At 67.2% G+C, this 21,272-nt stretch carries 12 protein-coding genes; 8 read left to right on the top strand and 4 right to left on the bottom strand.

Annotation, left to right across the window (positions count from 1 at the left end; translation table 11 throughout):
- From OXU32_12670 to OXU32_12660, 3 genes are all read left to right on the top strand, one after another.
- Positions 1 to 960 (top strand): TonB-dependent receptor plug domain-containing protein, encoded by a 960-nt coding sequence (locus tag OXU32_12670; protein MDE0074802.1) that lies wholly within the window; start codon positions 1 to 3, stop codon positions 958 to 960.
- Positions 961 to 1,192: 232 nt separating this feature from the next.
- Positions 1,193 to 4,483: a SusC/RagA family TonB-linked outer membrane protein gene (locus OXU32_12665; protein ID MDE0074801.1), complete on the top strand. Its 3,291-nt coding sequence runs from the start codon at positions 1,193 to 1,195 to the stop codon at positions 4,481 to 4,483.
- Between the two features lie 73 nt (positions 4,484 to 4,556).
- On the top strand, positions 4,557 to 6,104 hold the full coding sequence (locus tag OXU32_12660; protein MDE0074800.1) for a hypothetical protein: 1,548 nt from the start codon (positions 4,557 to 4,559) through the stop codon (positions 6,102 to 6,104).
- Positions 6,105 to 6,123: 19 nt separating this feature from the next.
- Here OXU32_12660 and OXU32_12655 read toward each other — a convergent pair whose 3' ends face one another.
- The gene (locus OXU32_12655) at positions 6,124 to 6,570 is read right to left on the bottom strand and encodes a hypothetical protein (protein ID MDE0074799.1); all 447 of its coding nucleotides are present in this window, start codon (positions 6,568 to 6,570) and stop codon (positions 6,124 to 6,126) included.
- 173 nt (positions 6,571 to 6,743) lie between these two features.
- On the opposite strand from OXU32_12655, the gene OXU32_12650 reads away from it, so the two are divergent.
- The 4 genes from OXU32_12650 (at position 6,744) to OXU32_12635 (ending at position 14,727) form a co-directional block, all read left to right on the top strand.
- The gene (locus tag OXU32_12650) at positions 6,744 to 8,984 is read left to right on the top strand and encodes a S9 family peptidase (protein ID MDE0074798.1); all 2,241 of its coding nucleotides are present in this window, start codon (positions 6,744 to 6,746) and stop codon (positions 8,982 to 8,984) included.
- A gap of 229 nt (positions 8,985 to 9,213) precedes the next feature.
- On the top strand, positions 9,214 to 10,104 hold the full coding sequence (locus OXU32_12645) for a hypothetical protein (GenBank protein MDE0074797.1): 891 nt from the start codon (positions 9,214 to 9,216) through the stop codon (positions 10,102 to 10,104).
- 370 nt (positions 10,105 to 10,474) lie between these two features.
- On the top strand, positions 10,475 to 11,845 hold the full coding sequence (locus tag OXU32_12640) for an ABC transporter substrate-binding protein (protein MDE0074796.1): 1,371 nt from the start codon (positions 10,475 to 10,477) through the stop codon (positions 11,843 to 11,845).
- 2 nt (positions 11,846 to 11,847) lie between these two features.
- Complete coding sequence (locus OXU32_12635) at positions 11,848 to 14,727, top strand: TonB-dependent receptor (protein ID MDE0074795.1); 2,880 nt, start codon at positions 11,848 to 11,850, stop codon at positions 14,725 to 14,727.
- Positions 14,728 to 14,849: 122 nt separating this feature from the next.
- On the opposite strand, the gene OXU32_12630 is transcribed toward OXU32_12635, so the two are convergent.
- On the bottom strand, positions 14,850 to 16,511 hold the full coding sequence (locus tag OXU32_12630) for a DUF222 domain-containing protein (protein ID MDE0074794.1): 1,662 nt from the start codon (positions 16,509 to 16,511) through the stop codon (positions 14,850 to 14,852).
- A 756-nt stretch (positions 16,512 to 17,267) separates the two neighbouring features.
- Between OXU32_12630 and OXU32_12625 the strand changes: the two genes are divergently transcribed.
- Complete coding sequence (locus tag OXU32_12625) at positions 17,268 to 18,161, top strand: dienelactone hydrolase family protein (GenBank protein ID MDE0074793.1); 894 nt, start codon at positions 17,268 to 17,270, stop codon at positions 18,159 to 18,161.
- A 47-nt stretch (positions 18,162 to 18,208) separates the two neighbouring features.
- Here OXU32_12625 and OXU32_12620 read toward each other — a convergent pair whose 3' ends face one another.
- Both OXU32_12620 and OXU32_12615 read right to left on the bottom strand, forming a co-directional pair.
- A complete protein-coding gene (locus tag OXU32_12620; protein MDE0074792.1) occupies positions 18,209 to 19,792 on the bottom strand; it encodes an amidohydrolase family protein in 1,584 nt (527 codons plus the stop codon).
- A gap of 111 nt (positions 19,793 to 19,903) precedes the next feature.
- Positions 19,904 to 21,154, bottom strand: coding sequence for a cytochrome-c peroxidase (locus OXU32_12615; GenBank protein ID MDE0074791.1), 1,251 nt, complete (start codon positions 21,152 to 21,154; stop codon positions 19,904 to 19,906).
- Positions 21,155 to 21,272: the final 118 nt, after the last annotated feature.

Below are 21,272 nucleotides of genomic sequence, written 5' to 3'. Positions count from 1 at the left end.
ATGGGCCCGCTCCAGCGGTTGAGCGCGCTCCTCGCGAGCGTCGCGCTGTTTGCGCTGCTTTCGGGGGACGCGTCCGCGCAGGCCCCCGGAAGCATTTCCGGGCAGGTGGTCTACAGTGGTGGCCCGGTCGTGCCCGGCGTCCAGGTCCTCTTCCCCGAACTGGGACTGCGCGCGGACACCGACGCCGCGGGACGATTCGAGCTGGACGTGGTGCGTCCGGGCGAGCACCGGCTGACGGTCTACGCGCTGGGGTGTGAGCTCGCGACCCGGACGGTCGAAGTCGAATCCGGAGAGACTTCCCAGGTCACCGTGCAGGTAGGTCCGCGCGCCTTCGCACTCGATGAACTGGTGGTCACGGGCACGCCCGCGGAGCGTTCGCGGGCCGAACTCCCGTTCTCCGTGGAGGAACTGAGCGGCGACCGACTGCGGACGGAGACGGCTGCGGGGAGCGTTGCCAACCTTCTTCGAGGCATCGCCGGCGGGAGAGTGGTGCGGGGAAGCGGCCTTCCCGGAGAGGAGGCAGACATCCTGCTGCGGGGTCCCGCCACGCTGGGTGGGGCAGAGCAGCAACCGCTGGTCGTGGTGGACGGCATCATCGCGGGCCACAGCACCGCCGGAATCGATCCCATGGATGTCGAGCGGATCGAGGTTCTCAAGGGCGCGGCCGCGGCGGCGCATTACGGGTCGCGAGCCCAGGGCGGCGTGATCGAGATCACCACCAAGCGTCGCCCGCCGGACCCGGAGCCGGTGGAAGCGCAGCCGCTGCTGGTCGTTGACGGTCATATTTCGAACGCGGACCTGGGAGACATCGACACCCGTGAAATCGTCGATATCCGCGTGCTCCGAGGTCCTGCCGCGACGTTGGTGGCCGGCCCCCGCGGAGGCGCGGGCATCATCCGCGTAACCACCGCTCGCGACTTCCGGAATATCGCCCAATGTCCCGCGGATCTGCGCCGTTGAGTCGTCGCGTTGAGCGCCCTCTGCTTGACAACGGTTCGCAGCGCGGCGTAGTCTGCCGGTATGTAGTACTTCAGGGAAGGATGCAGAAGAATGGCGGTATTGTATGCCGCGTCGGCCTGGGGTAGGTCCACCTACTCGCAGGGGCCTGCGCGGCTTTTTGCGTTTGTCCGAGCGCCGCAGGACTTGTCCGGACCGCGCGGGTTGTCTGAATGTTTGCACGTGGGGGCTCATCATGGATGGAGCGCGCGTTAGAAGGCTCTGGGCATCGGCGGTTGGTCTGGTGGCCGCCCTGGCCATGGCCGCCGGCAGTCTCGCGGCTCAGGTGGGGATCGTCACCGGAACGGTGACCGACGCGAACACCGGCGAGCCCATTGCCACGGTGCAGGTCCACATCCCCGAGCTCCAACTCGGAATGCTGACGAACGCCGACGGGGCCTACGCCCTCCCGAACGTGCCCGTCGGCCAGTACGAGATCCGGGCGGAACTCATCGGTCGCCAGACCGATGCCCAGGTCATCGACGTCACGTCCGGGGCCACCGCCGTCGCGAACTTCGTGCTGGAGTCGCGGGTGCTGGCGATGGACGCCGTGGTGGTGACAGGCGTGGCGGGCGCGACTCCCGAGACCGAGCTGGCGTTCACCGTCGACCAGGTCGAGGTGGAGACCGCGCAGATCGCTTCGGCGCTCAACGTGGCCAGCCTGCTCCAGGGGCGCACGGCCGGTACCCGGGTGATTCAGGGCACCGGCCAGCCCGGGGACGAGCCCTCCGTACAGTTCCGGGGTCCGACGAGCATCATGCAGAGCCAGGCGCCGCTCCTGATCGTCGATGGCGTCATCTCTACCGGATCGCTGGCGGACATCGACCCGAACGACATCGCAAGCATCGAGGTCGTCAGGGGAGCCGCGGCGGCATCGCTCTACGGCTCGCGCGCGCAGGCCGGCGTGATGGAGGTGACTACCCGCCGAGGCGCCTCGCTCCGGGAGGGCACGCACGAGTTCACGGTGCGCAGCCAGTACCTGTCCAACGACATCGAGTACGTCATGGGGCTGACCGAGTCCCACGAGTACCGCATGAACGCGGCCGGTACGGCCATCCTCGACCGCAACGGCAACGAGCTCGACCTCCGGAACCGTCAGCAGGAGATCAGCACCGGATCGTACGCGCTTAACGACAACTTCGGCCGGCCGGGAGGAAGCGGCCGCAACCAGTGGACCACGTTCCAGGACCAGCCGGTCCCACCCAACCTCTACGGCGGTTCGGTCTGGGACCACATGCTTTCTTCCGGAAACTCCTACAGCACGTACGTGTCGGCGTCCGGGAACGAGGGAAGCACGCAGTACCGCGCCTCGGCCGCGTACCAGCGCGACGAAGGCGCCATGCAGTTCCACGATGGCGCGGAGCAGACCAACGTGCGCCTCAACCTCGATCAGTCGATCGGTGATCAGCTCCAGTTCTCGCTGAGTTCCTACGTGACGCTGCGGGAACAGGACGTGATCTTTCAGCAGGAGCGGGCCGGGCTGAGCGACCTGACGGACCTGGTGGGCGTGGAGCCACGCGATCCCACGGCCTCCGGGGGCGCAGCCGCGCGCGGACTCTTTCTCGGGACCGATCACTATCGCGCCGGCACCGACCTCTTCGCACGGGACGAGAACGGTGAGCTCGAGATCATCGGTGATCTGATTACGCGAAGGAACAACCCGTTCTATCAACTTGAGAATCAGGACTGGACCCGGGATCGGCTGCGCGTCATGGGCGCACTGGATACACAGTATTCCCCGTTCTCGTGGCTCTCCTTCCAGGGCAACCTGTCCTACGACCGGACCAACCTGAAGGAAGTGAACATCACGCCCAGTCCGTGGAAGCAACGCTGGCCCCGGCCTCCCCGAGACGGCGCGATGTTCCGGCTGGAGGATCTCCGGGAGGAGATCAACGGCAACCTCACGGCGTCGATCCAGCACAGCTTCGGAGACCTTACGATGCGGACCCGCTTCCGCTGGCTGGCGGAGCAGACGTCTTCCGACAACTTCGTCGCCGGAGGCTCCACCTTCTCGGTTGTGGGAGTGCCGCAGATGGGGCTCCTGACGACGGGGCTGTACACGCGCTCTCACGCGGAAACGGTTCGGTCGCAGGGGCTGTTCGCCATTACCGCCCTGACCTGGAGGAGCAAGTACATCCTGGACCTCCTGGCCCGTCGCGACGGGAGTTCGCTGTTCGGCCCGGACGAGCGCTGGCAGAACTACTACCGGGTCTCCGCCGCGTGGCGGATGGCGGAGGAGGATTGGTGGCCGCTCGACTTCTTCACCGAGTTCAGGCCGCGCTACTCGCGGGGCACGGCCGGCGGCCGCCCCGGATTCTCCTACCAGTACCAGACCTACGCGGTCGACCGCGGGCGCATCATCCCCAAGCTGCTCGGCAACAATTCTCTGAAACCCGAGCTGGCAACGGAGCAGGAATACGGGATCGACATGATGGTGGTCGACCGGTATCGCATCCAGCTCAACTACGTCGATCTCGAGGTGAAGGACCAGCTCCTGCTGGTGCCGCTCAGCTCGGCCCTGGGCTTCGAGTCCCAGTGGCGGAACGCGGGCACGGTCGCATCTACAACATGGGAAGCCTCACTCGAGGCAGCCTTTGTCGAGCGCCCGGATCTCGTTTGGACGGCTCGCCTCAACCTCGACCGCACGCGCCAGGAGATCACCGAGCTCAACGTGCCGCCGTTCGAGTTCCGGGACCTGCGGGCGCGCATGATGGTGCGGGAAGGCGAGGAGCTGGGCGCGTTCTACGGCTCCAACTGGCTGAGGAGCTGCAGCGAGCTTCCCGGCGGAATGGACTGCAACCAGTTCGACGTCAACGACGACGGCCTGCTCGTTTACGTCGGTGCGGGCAACGACTACCGGGACGGCGCCGCGAAGTCGCTATGGGGCACGACGGGGAATGTCGACGGCACCACCCTCGACTGGGGCATGCCGATCAAGCACAACCGGTTCGACAACACCCCGCGCCCGCTGGGCTCTTCCCAGCCGGATCTGAACGTCTCCTTCCTGCAGGACTTCCAGTTCCGCAACATGGGGGTCACGCTCCTGTTCGAGGGAGAGTTCGGGGCGCAGATCATGAACCAGACCCGCCAGTGGGGCTCCCGGAGCGGCATCGGAGCCATCGATCAGCGGGGCAAGCCCGAGGAACTCAAGAAGCCGCTCCCCTACTACGGGGCAGCCTTCCTCTACGACCGCAACAACCGAAACGACTGGTACGTGGAGGACGGGGACTTCGTGAAGCTGCGGGAGCTGTCGGTACGGTACACGTTCGACCAGAGCAACCTCCCGGGATTCATGTCCCAGGTCGGCTTCGAGCGCGCCACGGTCAACCTGGCCGGCCGCAACCTGGTCACGTTCACCGGCTACCAGGGTCACGATCCGGAAGTGGGCAAGACGACCTTCGGAGGTTCCGCCGCCATCGGCCGGATCGACGAGTACTTCTACCCGAACTACCGGCAGATCGGAATTGATGTCGAGCTCGTGTTCTGATGCGGCGCCGGAGCCACCGGGCCATCACAGAAGGGCGTGCGATACACGGACTCGTAGAGCAGGAGGGTGAGACGTGAGATTCCTACCGTCAAAGCTGCAGATCCTGGCAGTTGCCGGGGCCGTGAGTCTGGTTGGGGTTTCGGCTTGCGAACTGGAAGTGGTGAACCCCAACGAGCCCGATCGTGACCGCGCGCTCTCTGAGCCGGGAGACATCGAGTCGCTCATCGCGGGCACCTATTCGACCTGGTGGGACCAAGTGCACGGGGCCAGCGACGAGCTCGCCATGGTGCGGGCCCTCAGCAGCGCCGCCGAGGTCATCGCGTCCGCGGCCGCGAACCATTTCGCCTCCGACAACAATCAGCAGCCCCGGATCAACCTCACGAACGCCATCGGCTACCAGTGGGGACGTTCACTGCGGGCTCCGTGGATGGAGTTGAATCAGGCGCTCGCCGCGATCCGCGACGGGGTTCTGGTCATTGAGGGGAGCAACCTCGAGATCGGCGCGAACGGCCAGGACACTCCACGCACCCTTGCGTTCGCGAAGCTCATGCAGGGCCTGATCCACGCGCATATCGCGAACGTCTTCGACCAGGGGTTCATCATCGACGAAACCGTAGACACGGAGGCGGCGGTGGAGAGCGCCGACCTGCGTCCCTATGGCGAGGTCGCGCAGGCCGCGAGGGGCTATCTGCAGGCGGCCCGGCAGATCGCGGGATCGAACTCTTTCACGATCCCGGCGGGCTGGATGGGCACCAGCGTCTCGAGCGACGAGCTGGTCCGGATGATCAACTCCTGGGAGGCCCGTCTGATGACCACCGTGGCCCGGACCCCCGAGGAGCGGGCCAGCGTCAACTGGAGCGAGGTGATGAGTCTCGCCCGGGACGGGGTGACGTCCGATTACGGCATCAACACCGTGCCTGGAGACATCTGGGACGATGCCTACAACCTGCCCCATAACCTCGCCGTCCGGTTCCTCGGCCCCGCGGACCAGTCCGGCCAGTGGCAGGCCTACGAGGCAGCCGGCCCGAGGGAGAGGTTCCCCGTCCACGTGGAGACGGACGATCGGCGGATCCACGCGCCCGGTGACCCTCAGGCCTCCGGGACACTCGTCGAGATTCCGGGCACGCTCTTCGGCGACGCGCAGCGCGGCATCTGGTTCGTCACGCCCTATCGGACCTGGAAGTGGCGCGACAAATCCGACACCGGCTTCGGCTTCATCCCCGAGCTGACGGTGCGCGAGATGGAGTTCCTCATGGCGGAGGCGCACATCAGAATGGGTCAGCCGGAGGCGGCGCTTCCCTACATCAACCCGAGCCGGGAAGCCGCGGGACTCCCGCCGGCCACGGCCGACGGAGTGTCGGGCGACCGGTGCGTGCCCCGGACCATCACGGGCGCGTGCGGCAGCGTGCTGTTCGCCATGTGGTACGAGAAGAGCATGGAACTGCTCTTCGAGTCCGGCGGGCTCGACTTCTTCGATCAGCGCGGCTTCGGGACGCTGAGGATGGGGACCCCGCTGCACATGCCGGTGATCGCCGAGGAACTGGAGGCGCTCAAGCTGGACGTTTACTCGTTCGGCGGCGAGGGGAATCCGGGTACGGCTTCGGGGTGGAGCCTGAGATAGCCAAAGCCTCCGCAGGCGGTTACAACAAGCCTCCGCGAACCCGCACCCCCGCGTTGATGTTCATCATGAGTTCGTCGGACACGCTTCTCATGTGATCGCGGAAGTCGGGGGTGAGGAGCGGTGACCACTCTCCGCTGGGGAGGATGCCCCGGACGGCGTTCTCCACCCGAATCTCGACATCGAAGAAGTCCGAGCCCCCTCTTCGTCCCTGTACCATGAACCGCGTGCGCACCTCCTGCACGCCCCGCTCGGCCTCGTCATCGAACGGAGCCCGGTACAGCCAGGAGGTCTCGTAGTAGATGCGCGTGCGGGTCTCCCGGCGCTGATTGATGGTATAGCCGTGGTCGGCCAGGACCTCCGGCACGTGCAGCTGGATGTCCCGGAGGGTCGCGCGCCCGATATCGTCCCTCAGCTGGCGGCCTCCCAGGGAGGCTCCGCAGCCGGCGAGAAGCACAATCGCGGCCACGGTCGAACATGCTTGCCCTGCACCCGAGATAGACATCGACACCTCCTGACCTTCGGGTAAGGTATGGGGAATACCCCTGTAGCAGCGAGCAGAGCCCTTCCGTCCTCGCCCGCCACCATCGCTGTCGGTATCATGAAGGGTTACGCCAGTTCCCCCTCGCACACGAGGTTCAGATGCGCTTGCTTTCCGTCGCTCTCACCGTCTCCGTCGCCGCGCTCGCAACATTCGGCTCGCCGCTGGCCGCGCAGCAGCGCCCCTTCACGTTCATGGATGTTCAGGAGCTGAAGCGCGCCGGCTCGTGGACGCCGAGCCCGGACGGGGCGTGGATGCTCTACACCGTCACGACCCCGGACTGGGATGCGGCCGATTCACAGACCGACATCCACTTGGTGTCGCTCGGCGAAGGCGTCCCCTCGAGCCGGCAGCTCACCTACACCGACGACAGGAACGAGACCAGCCCGGCCTGGGCGCCGGACGGGTCGTTCTTCGTCTTTTCGTCGAACCGCGACGGCAATGAGAACCAGCTCTACATGATGCGCCACGACGGCGGCGAGGCACGCAAGGTCACCGACGCCGGGGAAGGGGTGTCGGGGTTCGCGTTCAGCCCGGACGGGCAGTGGCTGGTGTATCGCTCCGGCGAGAGCGACCGGGAGCAACTGTATCGGCTGCCGGCCGGCGACCTGGTGGGGGGCGAACCCGAGCAGCTCACCGACGGCGAGGCCGGGGTCGACCAGTGGGACTTCTCCCCCGACGGAAGCCGCATCTACTTCGCGCGCCCGGACTCGTTCGACGAGGACGAGGTGAAGCGGCGCGAGCAGGGCTTCACGGTCGACGTGCGCAACGCCGTCACCCCGCTCTCGAGCCTCTGGAGCGTGGACGTCGCGTCCGCCTCCGAGCGGCGTGAGACCAACGACGCATCCTACAGCGTCAACAGCTTCACGCTCTCCGACGATGGCCGCTGGATCGGCATCACGGGCGGCTCACCGGAGCGCTACGAGCGCAACATAACCGCGCAGCGGCTCTATGCGGATCTTTATCTGAAGGAGATCGCGACGGGTGAGATCGAGCGCCTCACCGACAACTACGAGATCGGCGAGGGCGGGATGAGTTTCTCGCCGGACGGCCGCTGGATCGCCTTCTCGGCGCCGGACGACATGGAGCGCTATTCGATGACCGAGAACCGCGTCTACATCCGCGAAGTGGATGATCGCGGCGGCGCCTTCCGGAAGCTCGGCGCGGGCTTCGATCAGAGTTCGAGCGTGGGGTTCTGGTCCGATGACTCGGAGACCATCTACTTCAACGCCGGCGTGACGGTGACGACGCAGCTGCACGCGCTCGACGTGGGGAGCGGCGAAGTGCGTCAGCTCACCGAGGAGCGGGCCGCGCTCTCGGTGTCCCGCGACGACGACACGGGCACCATCCTCATCGGCTACAGCGACCCGAAAACACCTCCCACCGTGTTCACCGCAGCAAGCGTGGACGACGTGCCCGACCGCTCGGCGTGGACGCAGCTCGTGGACGTGAACCCGCAGGTCCGCGAGATCGCCCTCGGCGAGGAAGTCGAGGTCAACTGGCGCTCGTCGGACGGCAAGATGGTCGGGGGCGTGCTGGTCTATCCCGTGGGCTACGAGGAGGGGACGCGCTATCCGCTCATCGTGGCCATCCACGGGGGACCGGCGTCGGCGGATGTCCTTCGCTTCAACGGCGGCTACAACGCGCAGGTGTACGCGGGCGCGGGCTACGCCGTGCTCAAGCCCAACTACCGCGGCTCCCGCAACTACGGGAACGCGCACCGCACGGACATCGTCGGCGACTACTTCACGATGGGCTACGAGGACATCATCACCGGCGTGGACCATCTCATCGCCGAGGGCATCGTGGACGGCGACCGCATGGGCGCGCTGGGCTGGAGCGCGGGCGGCCACTGGTCCAACTGGATCCTGACCCAGACCGACCGCTTCAAGGCGATCAGCTCCGGCGCGGGGACGATGAACTGGATCAGCATGTACGCCCAGAGCGACGTGCAGCGGAACCGGCAGTTCTACGTCGGTGACGGCTTCCTGTACGAGGACTTCGACACCTACTTCGACCAGTCACCGCTCAAGTACATCACGAACGCGGTTACCCCGACCATGATCCACGTCGTGGAGGGCGACCCGCGCGTGCCGAGCCCGCAGTCGGTCGAGCTGCACATGGCGCTCAAGAAACTGGGCGTGCCGACGGAGTTGTTCATGTATCCCGGCCGCAGCCACGGCATCCCGGACCCGCGCAACCGCCTGGTCAAGGCCGTGAGCGAGATGTCCTGGATGGACTACTACGTGCGCGGCATCGGCGAGAAGTTCGAGTGGCGGCAGGTGCTGGAGACGCTGGAGGGGGAGGACGGGCCGGTGGTGGTGTCGGACCCCGAGCGGTAGGCGATAGCAGGGAATGACGAGCCGACTGACCTGGCTGACGGTCCGGATCGCGGCCGGCGTAGCGCTTGTCGTCGTACCCTTCGGCTATGCCGTGACCGGCGTCGAGACGGATGTTCTGATCGGCGCGGGTTGCGGGTTGGCAGTCGCGGTTGGGGTTGGCCTCCGGGGGGGATCGTCCAGCGGCCCGTGGACCGGCATCCTGGTCGGGTCGATTGTCGGAATCACCGCCGTGCTGATCGCCGGCGCGGTGCCCCTCGACGGGTGGGGAGTTCTCATCCTGCCGATTCTTGCCCTGGCGGTCGGCTTGATCGACGGGTTCAGCGGGTCATCGCTCTCCGGGTATCGCGACGTGGTGCGGGAGACGTTCATCCTGTCCGTCCTGATTGCCCTGGGGCTCCTGCCTGCCACGATCGCGTTGTTGGGTCGGGTCAGTCTCGGGGGGCTCCCCATCCTGATTGTGTCGTTGATGCCCATCGTTTGCGTACCGATGGTCGCGCTTGTTGCCGGGATGCTCAGCCGCCGGCGGGAAGGATGGCGCGACGCCCGTCCTCCATGGCTGTTGTTACTGGGCGCGCTTGCGCTGCTCGTCGTCGGGACTCTCTTGACGGCGGACGAGCTTCGCATCAGCGGGATCTCGCAAATCGGCGTCATCCTGATAGTCGTCTTTGTGGCAACCCTCGCGCTGGTGGTGCTTCCGGCGGCCGCGTTTCTTCTGGGGCGCACTGCCATTGTCTGGCTCCAACCGAGGCTTCGTGTATACGGTCATCTCGCCGACTATCTGCGCGTGATGTGGGTTCCGATCGGCGGGTTCGCGGTCGGCTACCTGACGATCATCCTCCTGTTCTCCGGGTTCTACGGGATGCTCGAGCACTTTCGCCCGGGCGCGTTTTCCAGCGCCAGCGCCGGGATCGCCGACTGGTTCTCCTTTGCGTTTTTCACCGCCCTCGGCCAGGACTTCACGACCGTTGCCCCAGTCTCCGTCAGTGCGAGGATGCTCGTTGGCGCCCACCTGATCCTCTCGGCGGGCTGGGCGCTCGTGCTGTTCGCGGCGGTGATGTCATCCATCGGGCCGAAGCTGGACAGGATCGCCCGGCATCACGCGGAGGAGGACGAGGACTGACTTGCTTCGTCTCGCCGGTTTCCTGCTCAGCCTTGCCACGCCGGGGCCGAGGCCCGGCTTGTAAGAGATCGAAGTGGAGATCGAGATCCCGGACCATCCACCGGTCTCCCGCACGAGAAGGCTGCGCGTGACCCCGCCTGTGCTGCGGGCGTCTCATTGATAGTGACAATAACGCAGTCCCGATTGCGCGTTTTTGTCGGTCGCGCGAACACCCTGAAGCGGGTGCCCGCCCGGTCGGTTGCGGAATATAAAAACAGCGAGTACGCTGGAGGCAGGGCAGTGGGGGATGGGTCCCGGGGCGACCCAAATGAGCCCGTACCGGACAGACCAAAGAGCGGCATCTCGCATGATTCGGCGGCGGGACAAGAGTGTGACTGTGGCCCGATCGGGCGAGGACACCGATACCCCCGTCTCCAGCGGAACCCCGCGTAGTTCGCACCCTCTGACCCGCCGATCGCTCCTGCGATCCGGGTTCGCCGCGCTGGCCGCCGCCCCCTTCGCGAAGCCGCTGGCCGCTTCCGCCCCGTCCATTCGCCGGAGCCGCCGCAACGTCGTCAAACAGGCCGATGACATCGTACTCGGCGTGTCGGCTGCGTTCTCGGGTCCCTCTCGTGGTCTGGGCACGGAGCTGTATCGCGGCGCGATGGCCTGGTTCAGCTACATCAATGACAATGGAGGAGTCAACGGCCGCCGGATCGTCCTCAAGCTCTACGACGACGGATACCAGCCCGATATGTGCGTCGCGAATACCCTCCGGCTCATGCAGGACGACGACGTCTTCCTGCTCTTCGGCTACGTCGGCACCCCGACCGTCACCCGGGTGCTGCCGCTGCTGAAGAGATTCAGCGACCGCCAGGTCTACCTCTTCTTTCCATTCACGGGAGCGGAGCCGCAGCGCGAACCTCCCTACGGCGAGTTCGCCTTCAACCTGCGTGCCTCCTACCGGCAGGAGACGGCCGGGCTGGTCGACAATTTCGTCCGCATCGGACGCCGGCGCGTGGCGGTCTTCTATCAAATCGACGCGTACGGGCGAAGCGGCTGGGCAGGAGTGCGAGAGGCACTGGCACGGCACGGTGAGACGATCGCGGGCGAGGCCACCTACACGCGCGGCACCCCGTTCGGCGCGAGCATGAGGCGCCAGGTGGAGATCCTCGGGGCCGGGTCGCCGGACGCCGTGATCTGTATCGGCGCCTACGCCGCGTGCGCCGCCTTCGCGCGCGACGCCGTCGATCTGGGGCTGCACGTTCCGGTGGCCAACCTGTCGTTCGTGGGGAGCGAAAACCTGCAACGGGTCCTGCGCGAGAGACGCTCCGACCCGGATTCCTACACCCGCTTCCTGGTCAATTCACAGGTCGTGCCCGCCTTCGACGACGCGACGTTCCCGTCCGTGAACGAGTACCATCGGCTGATGTTTCAGTACGACCCTCAACTCCCCGAGGATCTCGAGAAACTCACCGAGGGTGAATCGTATCAACCCCTTGCCCGCGGCTTCGTCAGCCTGGAGGGGTTTCTTAACGCGAAACTGATGACGGAAATCCTGCGGCGCCTGGGCGGGCGGCCGGACAGGTCCGGACTTGAGCAGGCGGTCTTCACCGTGCGCAACTTCCCCCTGGGAATCGGCGAGTCGGTGTCGTTCGGACCCAATCGCCGGCAGGGGATGCAGAGAGTCTACTATACCGTTGCCGACGGTGACCACTTCGCGCTTCTCGACAACTGGCAAGCCAAATTCGGCGTGGTGTGACCATGATGAGAGCAGCAGCCATCGCCGTGTTCTTCGCCCTCGCGCACGCCGGTCCGGCCGCCGCGCAGGGAACTCTGCGGGGAACGGTCACCATAGCCGGCGCGGGCAGTGCCATCGCCGGAGCCCAGGTCAGCCTGGCAGGCCTGAACATCGGGACGATAACCGGTCCTGACGGTGCCTACCAGGTCGAGCCGGTCCCGGCGGGAATCCACGAAGTGGTGGTGGTGCTGATCGGCTACGAGACCGAACGGCGGCAGGTGACCATAGCGGATGGCCAGCCGACCACACTGAACGTTGTGCTCAGCGAGACCGTGCTCGAACTCGAGGGCGTGGTCGCGGTCGGGAGCCGCGCGCGGCCCCGCACCGTCACGGAGTCGCCCGTCCCCGTCGACGTGATTCCGGCCGCCGAGATTCTGCAGCAGGGCGACACCGACTTCGCCAACCTGCTGCGCAACGTGGTGCCTTCGTTCAACGTGAACATTCAGCCCATCAGCGATGCGGCCACCTTCGTGCGGCCCGCGAACCTCCGCGGCCTCGCCCCGGACCACACCCTCGTCCTGGTCAACGGGAAACGGCGCCATCGCGGGGCGGTCATCACCTGGTACGGCAACGGCCTCTCCGACGGCTCGCAGGGCCCGGATATCGCCCTCATCCCGGGGCTGGTGCTGCAGCAGGCCGAGGTCCTGCGCGACGGCGCCTCCGCCCAGTACGGCTCCGACGCGATCGCGGGCGTCGTGAACTTCGTCCTCAGGAACGACCGTTCCGGCGGCTCCATCGACTTCAAGACCGGCGGGTACGCCCTGGGGGAGACCAGCGAGCCGTTCGAGGAAGGCACGTTCCCCGGGGATGGCGAGGTGTACACACTGTCCGGCAACGTGGGCCTGCCGCTCGGGGAAACCGGCTTCCTGAACCTGACCGGCGAGTACGGCAACGCCAATCCCACGGACCGCAGCACGCAGCGCAACGACGCGCTGGCGCTGCTGGCGTCGGGCAACTCGAGCGTCCGGGCGCCGGCGCAGGTCTGGGGCGCTCCCCAGGTGTCCAACGAGCTCAAGCTGTGGGCGAACATGGGATACCTGTTCGACGACGAAATGCAGTTCTATTCCCACGGAAACTACGTGAGCAAGCAAGTCGAGGGCGGCTTCTACTTCCGCAACCCGGGCACGCGCAGCGGGGTGTTCGGGACGAGGAACGCCGACGGCCAGAGGATCCTCCTCATCGGCGACATGCTCGACGCGCGGGACGGCGTGCTGGACGGATCGGCGGGCTGTCCCGAGGTGCGGGTCGACGATGAAGGTGTCGTGCTCGACCAGCGGGTGCTCGACCAGGTCCTGGCGGATCCCGACTGCTTCACCTTCCAGAAGCTCTTCCCCGGGGGATTCACCCCGCAGTTCGGTTCATACCTTCTCGACGCATCCGCGGTGGCCGGGCTGAAAGGTGCCAGCGGCGATCTGAGCTGGGACGCGAGCGCGTCCTGGGGAAGATCCAACCTGGACTTCTACATGTACAACACGGTGAACGCTTCGCTGGGGCCGGATCAGCCCTGTGCCGGCGCGAGCCGGGAGATCTCCTTCGTCGTGCCGGATCAACCCTGCACCCCCTGGTTCAACCCGGGGATCTACGACCAGCAGGAGATCAACTTCAACGCGGACCTGTCCTACGCGCTCAATGAGCGGACCAACCTCGCCGGTGGCGCGGAGTGGCGCAACGAGCGCTTCGAGATCATCCGGGGCAGCACGGAATCGTGGACCGAGGGCCCGCTCGCAACGCAGGGATTCACCCCCGGTTCGAACGGGTTCACCGGCTTCGGACCCCTTACCGAAGGAGCGTGGAACCGGAACAACTTCGCCGCCTACGGCGACCTGGAGGTCCGCGAACCCGAGGGTGCCTGGACGTTCGGTGCGGCGGGCCGCGTCGAGCGCTTTTCGGACTTCGGGACGACGGTCAACGGGAAGCTCGCGGCACGCGTGAGTGCGTCGGAGAGCCTGGGGCTGCGAGCCAGCGTCAGCACCGGCTTCCGCGCCCCTTCGCCGGGACAGCAGAACGCGTTCAACATCTCCACGATCTACGATCCCGCCATCATGGACCTGACCAACAACGGCACGATCCCGTCGACGTCACCCCTGGCGAGGGAATTCGGCGGCGAGCCGCTCAAGCCGGAAACGTCGGTCAACCTGGCCCTGGGGACGGTGTACGACGATGGCCCGTTCAGTCTTTCGCTGGACTTCTTCCAGATCAGGGTTTCGGACCGCCTGACGACCAGCGCCGACCGGGAGCTCACCCCGGCGGAGATCGAGCAGCTCATCGCCCAGGACATCATCCGGCCGGGCGGTGTGCTCGCGCGCTTCCGCTTCTTCATCAACGACTTCGCGACCCGGACGGACGGCATCGACCTGGTGGGCGCGTACGATTTCCGGGGAGCGGGCGGTGCCACGACAACCTTCAGCAGCGCGTGGAACTGGACCCGGACCACGGTGACGGATTTCAACCCGAAGACCCTCACCTCGCACCGGATCCGCATACTCGAGCAGGGACTCCCCGGCGTACGCGGCAACCTCGCCATGAATCACGCCTTCGCCGGCGGGTCCCGCCTCCTCGTGCGCGCCAGCTACTGGGGTGGCTACTTCGACGGCGAGCAGCCCTACTACGAGTCGGATCCGGAAAACACCATCGACTACCCGGCCCGCATCCTCTTCGATGTGGAGGCGTCCCGAAAGCTGGCCGAGCGCTGGACGCTCACGGCCGGTGCCCAGAACCTGCTCAACACCTACCCCGAGGAGTATCCGGGCGCCGCAGCCGGCGTCGGCAACCGCTTCGGCCAGTTCACGCCCTTCGGGTTCAACGGCGGCTTCTACTACACGCGACTAGGCTACAGCTGGTAGGCTGAGGCGGCGCTGCTCTGCCCGCGTCTTCCGGCCCCGCCACATCTTTCGGCGCCGGCACGGTTCCCAGCTCGGTCTCGTTATTCCAGCCCCGTCGCGCGGAGAACGGCGGAAGCCAGGAGTCACTCAAGAGACGCTTCCATCGCTTCGCGCGCCGCAGCCTCGATTCTCCAGGGGATGGCGGAATCGCGATAGACCGCCGCTCCGTTGGAGAGCACAGGATCCTCGCCCACTCGCGGGGCGCCGCGATGCGCTGATGGGACCGGTGGCAAGCCTAGTCTCTCGCCACCATGAGCCGCCTTGGGCGCTCTCGGCGCGTCCACCAGCATACTCCCCTTCGGCGTGAAGAACAGCACGGTCCCGTCACCGTTCACGGAAACCTTGACCCGTCCCTCGTGAACGGCTCGGTGATGCCGCCGGCAGAGGAGCAGCGTGTTCCGGAGACTCGTTTCGCCCCCGTCGGCCCAGTGCTTCACATGATGGGCCTCCGTGAACCGGCACCCACACCCCGGAAAGCGGCATCCCCGGTCGCGCTCCTCCAGCGCTCGGCGGATGCGCGGCGAAATGGTGCGCGTCCGCCGCCCCACATTCAGCATCGAGCCGTCCTTCGCGTGGACCATCGCGACCACCGCCGCGTCGCACGCCATGCGCCGGGACGTTTCCGCGGAAACGCGAATCCCGTCCAGGTCCGAGCGCCCGGGCTCGCCCTCGGCCGCGAGCGTTGCGGCATCGCAATGGACCATGACCTGGTAGCGCTCGGCTCGGGTGCCGGACCCGACGCGGGCTGAGGTGTTCGCCGCATTCTCCGCTTTGGCGCCCGGCGTTGCCGCGGGCGCTCCCCGCAGGGCTGCATTGGATTCGGTGGTCCGAGCACCATCCAGTTCATCGAGGTCGCCACCCACCTCGTCCACATCGCCTTCCGATTCGCGGCGCTCGCCACCTCCGAACCCGGCGGCCAGCGCCCGCTCCGCGAGCAGCCCCACCGCATCTGCCCGACGCTGCTTCGGCTCGGGGCGTGCATCGCTGGCCTCGCAACTGACACCCCTTCCACTTCGCGCCGCGTCTCGGGCATCGCCCTCGGACCGGAACAGCGCATCCGACGCCGCCTCCACCGCCCGCATCACCACCGCCCCGACCTCGGGCTCGAGCCGCCCTTTCACCACGTACATCCCGTCGCCGTCCACGAAAACCGAGAAGGTGCGGCTGCGGCGCCGGGCCTGCTCGGCCGTCAGCTCCGCGTCGCGCGACAGCTTCCTCCACATGCGCACCGTCCGCTCCAGCTTCGCCGCCGAGCCCGCGCGGGCGAACTCGAGCAGCTCCGCCTCGCGCTCGGGGGTCGCAACCCGGGTGAGCGCCCGCACCTTGGCGTACGAGATGGTGCCGTGTTTCAGAGCGTCCGCGGTTTGAGGCAGGCGCTCGAGCGCGCGGGCGGTCCGCACCCGTTCGCGGGCCGTCCCGATCTTCGTGCCGGTCCTCCAGGCCAGCCATTCGGCGCAGGAGGAGTAGCCGCCGTCCTTCCACCCGCCCCGCCGGTCGAACTCGGCGATGAGGGTCATCATGCGCGCCTCGGCGGAGTTGATGCGGGCCGCCAATTCGGCGATGCGCTCGCCCAGCTTGCGGAGTTCGTTGTCGTCGTCATCGCCCGCGGCGCGATTCGGGGCGTTCTCGGAACCGGAGGGCGCGAGGTTGGCGTCGAGTCGGACGCCCGTCGGTTCCCGCACCATCGCGGGCCCCGGAAGGGGCTTCCGGCGAGTGTCGTAATGAAAGTTCGCAGATGCGATCATCGGTCCCTTCAACGTGAGATTGCACAATGACTTACGTACAAATATAACGCCACTGAAATCGGCCTCTCAGGATGCCCTGTAGTGGCCGAAAAGGGGTTGGGAGACCTTCCGACGAGGAAGCTGCCTGCGACTGCCGTCAACGAGCGCGCCAGCGCCTCTGGAAGGCTGGAACGCGCGGGGTCTCGGACTCCGCCGAATCGCGGCCCCCGAATCCGTCAATGGCAGAATGGGATACGCGCATGTGAATTAGGGACACGGCGCGGGAGTGGTCGCCGACCCCTCGGACTACCGCCCAGAGGCCGACGTGTCTGCCCGTCAATGGCAGAATGGGACACGCACATGTGAATTGGGGACGGCGCCGAAAACCGCGAGTCCGTCGGCAATTCGGTGCTGTACGCTGGTCGGGATCGCGCGGGCCGCGAGCTGCTGGGATCAGCCCGCCTGCGCCGCGAACGGTCGACGCCCAGGAAGACGGGAACCGTCAGGATCTTGGTGGGCGGGGGCGAGTCGTTCCCGTCCAGGTTTCCGCGCAAGCGCTCGCCGGTGCATGGCCATGAACTCGTATTCGGCGTGGCTCCGCGTGAGTGCGCTTCCGGTTGCCGAAGCGTTGCCGTAGGCCCGTGCGCGAAGCAGCCTGACCCCGATAGATTCCCCGAGACCGTCATCGCGGGTGAGCCGCGGCAGGAGCGGTCCGGGCAGCCCCAACCTGGGGCCCGGGCGCACCACCTTTCATCACACGTTTTGCGGAGGACTCCAATGACCACACGAAAGCAGGCGAGCGATTTCCCCCAGGAGGTGCTGGCGCTTTTCGATGGCTACGTGCACGGGTTTATTCAGCGCCGGGACTTCCTGGAGGGAGCCGGGAAGGTGCTGGGTGGCGGCGCGGCTGCTCTGGCAGTCCTCGAGGCGCTTCGTCCCAACTACGCGTGGGCCCGGCAGGTGGAACCGGAGGATGCCCGGATCCAGCAGGAATACGTCACGTACCCGTCGCCGAGTGGCTCGGGGACGATGCGTGGTTACATGGCCACGCCCGCCGGCGCGACGGTAGCCAGGCCCGCGGTTCTGGTCATCCACGAGAATCGCGGCCTCAACCCCTACATCGAAGACGTGGTGCGCAGGTTCGCCGCCGCGGATTTCGTGGCGCTGGGGCCGGACGCGCTAACCCCATTGGGTGGCTATCCCGGCAACGACGACGAGGGCCGGGAGATGCAGCGGCAGCTCGACAGGGACGTGATGATGGAGGACTGGGTGGCCGCGTTCCGGTTCCTGCGGGACCACGAGGCGACCACCGGGCGAGTCGGGGCCGTCGGCTTCTGCTACGGCGGCGGGGTCGTGAATCAGCTCGCGGTCCGGCTTCCGGATCTGGGCGCCGGCGTGCCGTTCTACGGGTCGGCGCCGGCCGTTGAGGACGTTCCCTCCATTCAGGCGCCCCTCATGATCCAGCTCGCGGGGCTGGACGAGCGCATCAACGCCGCCTACCCGGCGTACCAGGAGGCGCTCGAGGCGAACGGGAAGGAGTTCGCGGTGCATGTCTACGAGGGAGCGAACCACGGCTTCCACAACGACACCACGCCACGCTACGACCAGGACGCTGCCAGCCTGGCGCAGGAGAGGACCATCGCGTTCTTCAACGAGCATCTGAGAGGCTGAACGAGACTTCGCCGCGAGCCGCCTGAGCCCGCGCGCCGCACCCGCCGTCAGCCGCGCGTTAACCTCGGCACGTTCAGCGGGCTCGCCTCCAGCACCTGGCCCCAGATCCTGCGGCCGACCGCGTCGGCTTCGCGCAGAATGGCGTCCGCGTCCATGGTGAGGACCTCGCGGTCGCGCATGACGAAGCGGCCGTCGACCATCACCGACTCGATGTCGCCTGGGTGGCCGCAGTGGAGCACTGCGGAGATGATGCGTCCCGCCGGCACCAGGTGCGGCCGCAGCGTGTCGATCACGAGCAGGTCGGCCTTCTTCCCGACTTCCAGCGTCCCGAGAGCGTCCGGCTGCTGCACCGCCAGCGCGCCGCCCTGGGTCGCGTCCGCCAGGATGTCCTCGGGCTGAGGCTGAAGGCCGGGAACCTCGTCCCCGTCCCGATTGCGCCGGATGCGCTCGGTGAGCAGGGCGGTGCGCATCACCTCGAAGACGTCGTTGGTGTTGTTGTCGGTGCCGAGCGCGATGGGGCAGCCGGCCGTGCGCAGCTCCGGAATCGGAGGGCTGATGCCGCGGTTCGCCGCCATCCCCGCCTGGTGCGAGATGATGGTGCCCGAGCGGCCCAGAAGCGCGACTTCGTCGTGGTTGACGTAGCGCGCGTGCGCTGCGAAGAGGCGCGGACCCAGGAAGTCGTGGCGGTCCAGATACTCCGTCGGGCGAAGGCCGTGGTGCATGACCATGAACTCGTACTCGGCGCGGCTCTGGTTCAGATGGATCGTGTAGCCCAGGTCGTGGGTCTCGGCGAAGTCGCGCACCGCGCGCAGCAGCTCGGGCGACGAGGTCTCGGTGAGCGAAGCTGCCGGGAAGACCGAGATGCGGCCGTCCTCGGCGCCGTGCCAGGTGCTGAAGAGGTCGCTGATGCGCTGCATGCCATCGTCGAGGAGCGCTTCGGAGAAGCGAGGCGTCCCGCTGAACGACCGGGCCATCGAACGGGTGGACACCGGGCCTGGCACGTTCTCGGTGTCGCGGATCCCCTCCGCGAGGACGCAGCGGAGGCCGGAGTCGGCCAGCACCCCGGCCTGGCGTCCAACGTTGCCGGTGAACTCGACGATGGTCGTCGTTCCGGTGGTTATGGCCTCGAGCGCGGCCACCTGCACCATGAGGTTGCCTTCTTCACCCTGGAGGAGGCTCGCGGGCGAGACGGCCAGGTTGGCGGTGTTGGGGAAGCCGAAGTCCTCGTTGAATCCCCGTGCGATGACGGCCCGCATGTGCGCGTGGCAGTTGATGAGGCCCGGGAAGAGCGCCTTTCCGCGCCCGTCGTAGACCTCGGCGCCGGGATACTGCTCGAGCACCTCGTCGGTCGGGCCGATGGCCGCGATGAGGTTGCCCTCGACCGCGAGCGCCACGTCGTCGTGGACGGTGTCGGGGTTCGCGACGGTGGTGTTGGTGAACACGACTGTGGCGGCCTGCTGCGAGGGTACCCCGGGACCGGACCGCGCCGCCGCCCGCAGAGGATCGCGCTCGAGCAGCAGGGCGGCCGTGCCTGCTCCCGCACCGGCCAGCCACTCGCGGCGGGTCAGACGGCCGGGGCCGCGGGATGCGGGTGGTGTCGGAACCGTGTTCTCGTCTCGGGATGTCGCCATGATCAGCCCTTACTGGTGTCTACTGGTTATATAGTGACAACTCACTGTTGATATACTGGTGAACTGGCCGGTGGGGACGAGGTGTGACCGGAGACGAGCCAGGCGCGGCGGCTAGCGATTCGTGCCCTCCGGCGTCGAGATGCTCCCCCCGGGGGGCAGGCCGCTCGGCACCCGCGCCGGGATCGTGCGGTCGAAATCGGGGTCGGTCAGGGCTTCTAGGAAGGCGATGATGTCCTCCTGCTCCTGCACCGTCATGTCGTCCACCCCGCGGAACCGTCCCGAGAGCCTGCCGGGCGTGGCCGGAGCTTCATCCCTGCGGTCGTCGTCCCCGCGCCGCCTGCGCCGGTTGGACACGTTCGGGTTCTCGGAGCGCCCGCGGTCGTAGAATTCGAGGACCTCCTCCAGCGTCCCGATCATCCCGTTGTGCGTGTAGGGCGCGGTGACCGCGACGTTGCGGAGGGTCGGGGTGCGGAAGCGGAAGCGCCCGTCGCCCGCGTCGGGCTCGGCCAGGAGCGGGTTCTCGGCCACTCCCTCGGCGTGCATGTTGAAGTCCGAGAGCATCGGCCCGCGGTGGCAATCCGAGCAGTCGGCCTCGTTGAACTCGTCGAGGCCCCGCCGCTGCTGCGTGGTGAGCGCGTCCTCGTCTCCCGCCAGAAACCGGTCGAAGGGGCTGTTGCCCGCAATCAGGGTGCGCTCGAAGGCGGCGATCGCCTGCGCAACCTGCGTGGCGTCGATGGAGGTCTCCTCGCCGTACACCTCCCGGAACAGGTTCACGTACTCCGGAATCTCCCGCAGCCGGGCCAGGACCGAGTCGACCGCGACCTCCTCGGGGTAGGCATCGCCCCGCATCTCTTCGCGGATGGTGAGCGGGAGCAGCGCCTGCGTCTCAAGGCTTCGCGCCCGGCGGTCCCAGAACATGGGCGCCCGCTCGGAATTGACCGTCTCAAGGTCGGCCGGCAGCGGGGTGAAGCGCGGTCCGCGGCGCCGTCTGCGCTGCCTGTCCAGTCCGTTGTACGCGACGTTGAGCAGCGTCGGCGAGTTGCGCTGCGCCACGGGAATCACGCCGCCGGCAAGGTCGACCCGGTCGGGCCCCAGGCCCACCGACCCCGGACCCAGCGACAGCGCGCGCCCATCGGCATATGCGAAATCGGGGTGGTGACAGGTGGCGCAGGATACGTCCATGGGACCCGACAGGATCGGATCCCAGAAGAGCAGCCGGCCGAGCTCCTCCTCGGGGTCGCCCGGCGACGGCCGTGTCGAGGCGGTGGTGAGAAACGCGACGGCTGCCACAACGAGGAAACAAGCGAAAGCGATGGTGCTCGGCTGGCGTCGAGAGAACCGGGCAAGACGAGATAATTTCATGAGACTCCTCCGGCCACGGGAGCGCGGGCTCCCAATCCTGCAGACACTCGCATACTACTACGACACCCTCTGACACGGACACGCTCAAAGCCTGCGTCGGGGCCCACGCCTCGGGCCA

The sequence above is a fragment of the Gammaproteobacteria bacterium genome (genome assembly GCA_028819075.1).
Lineage (GTDB): Bacteria > Gemmatimonadota > Gemmatimonadetes > Longimicrobiales > Gaopeijiaceae > BD2-11.
The sequence above is the reverse complement of the archived record's forward strand: the minus strand, read 5'-3'. Positions and strand labels throughout refer to the sequence as shown.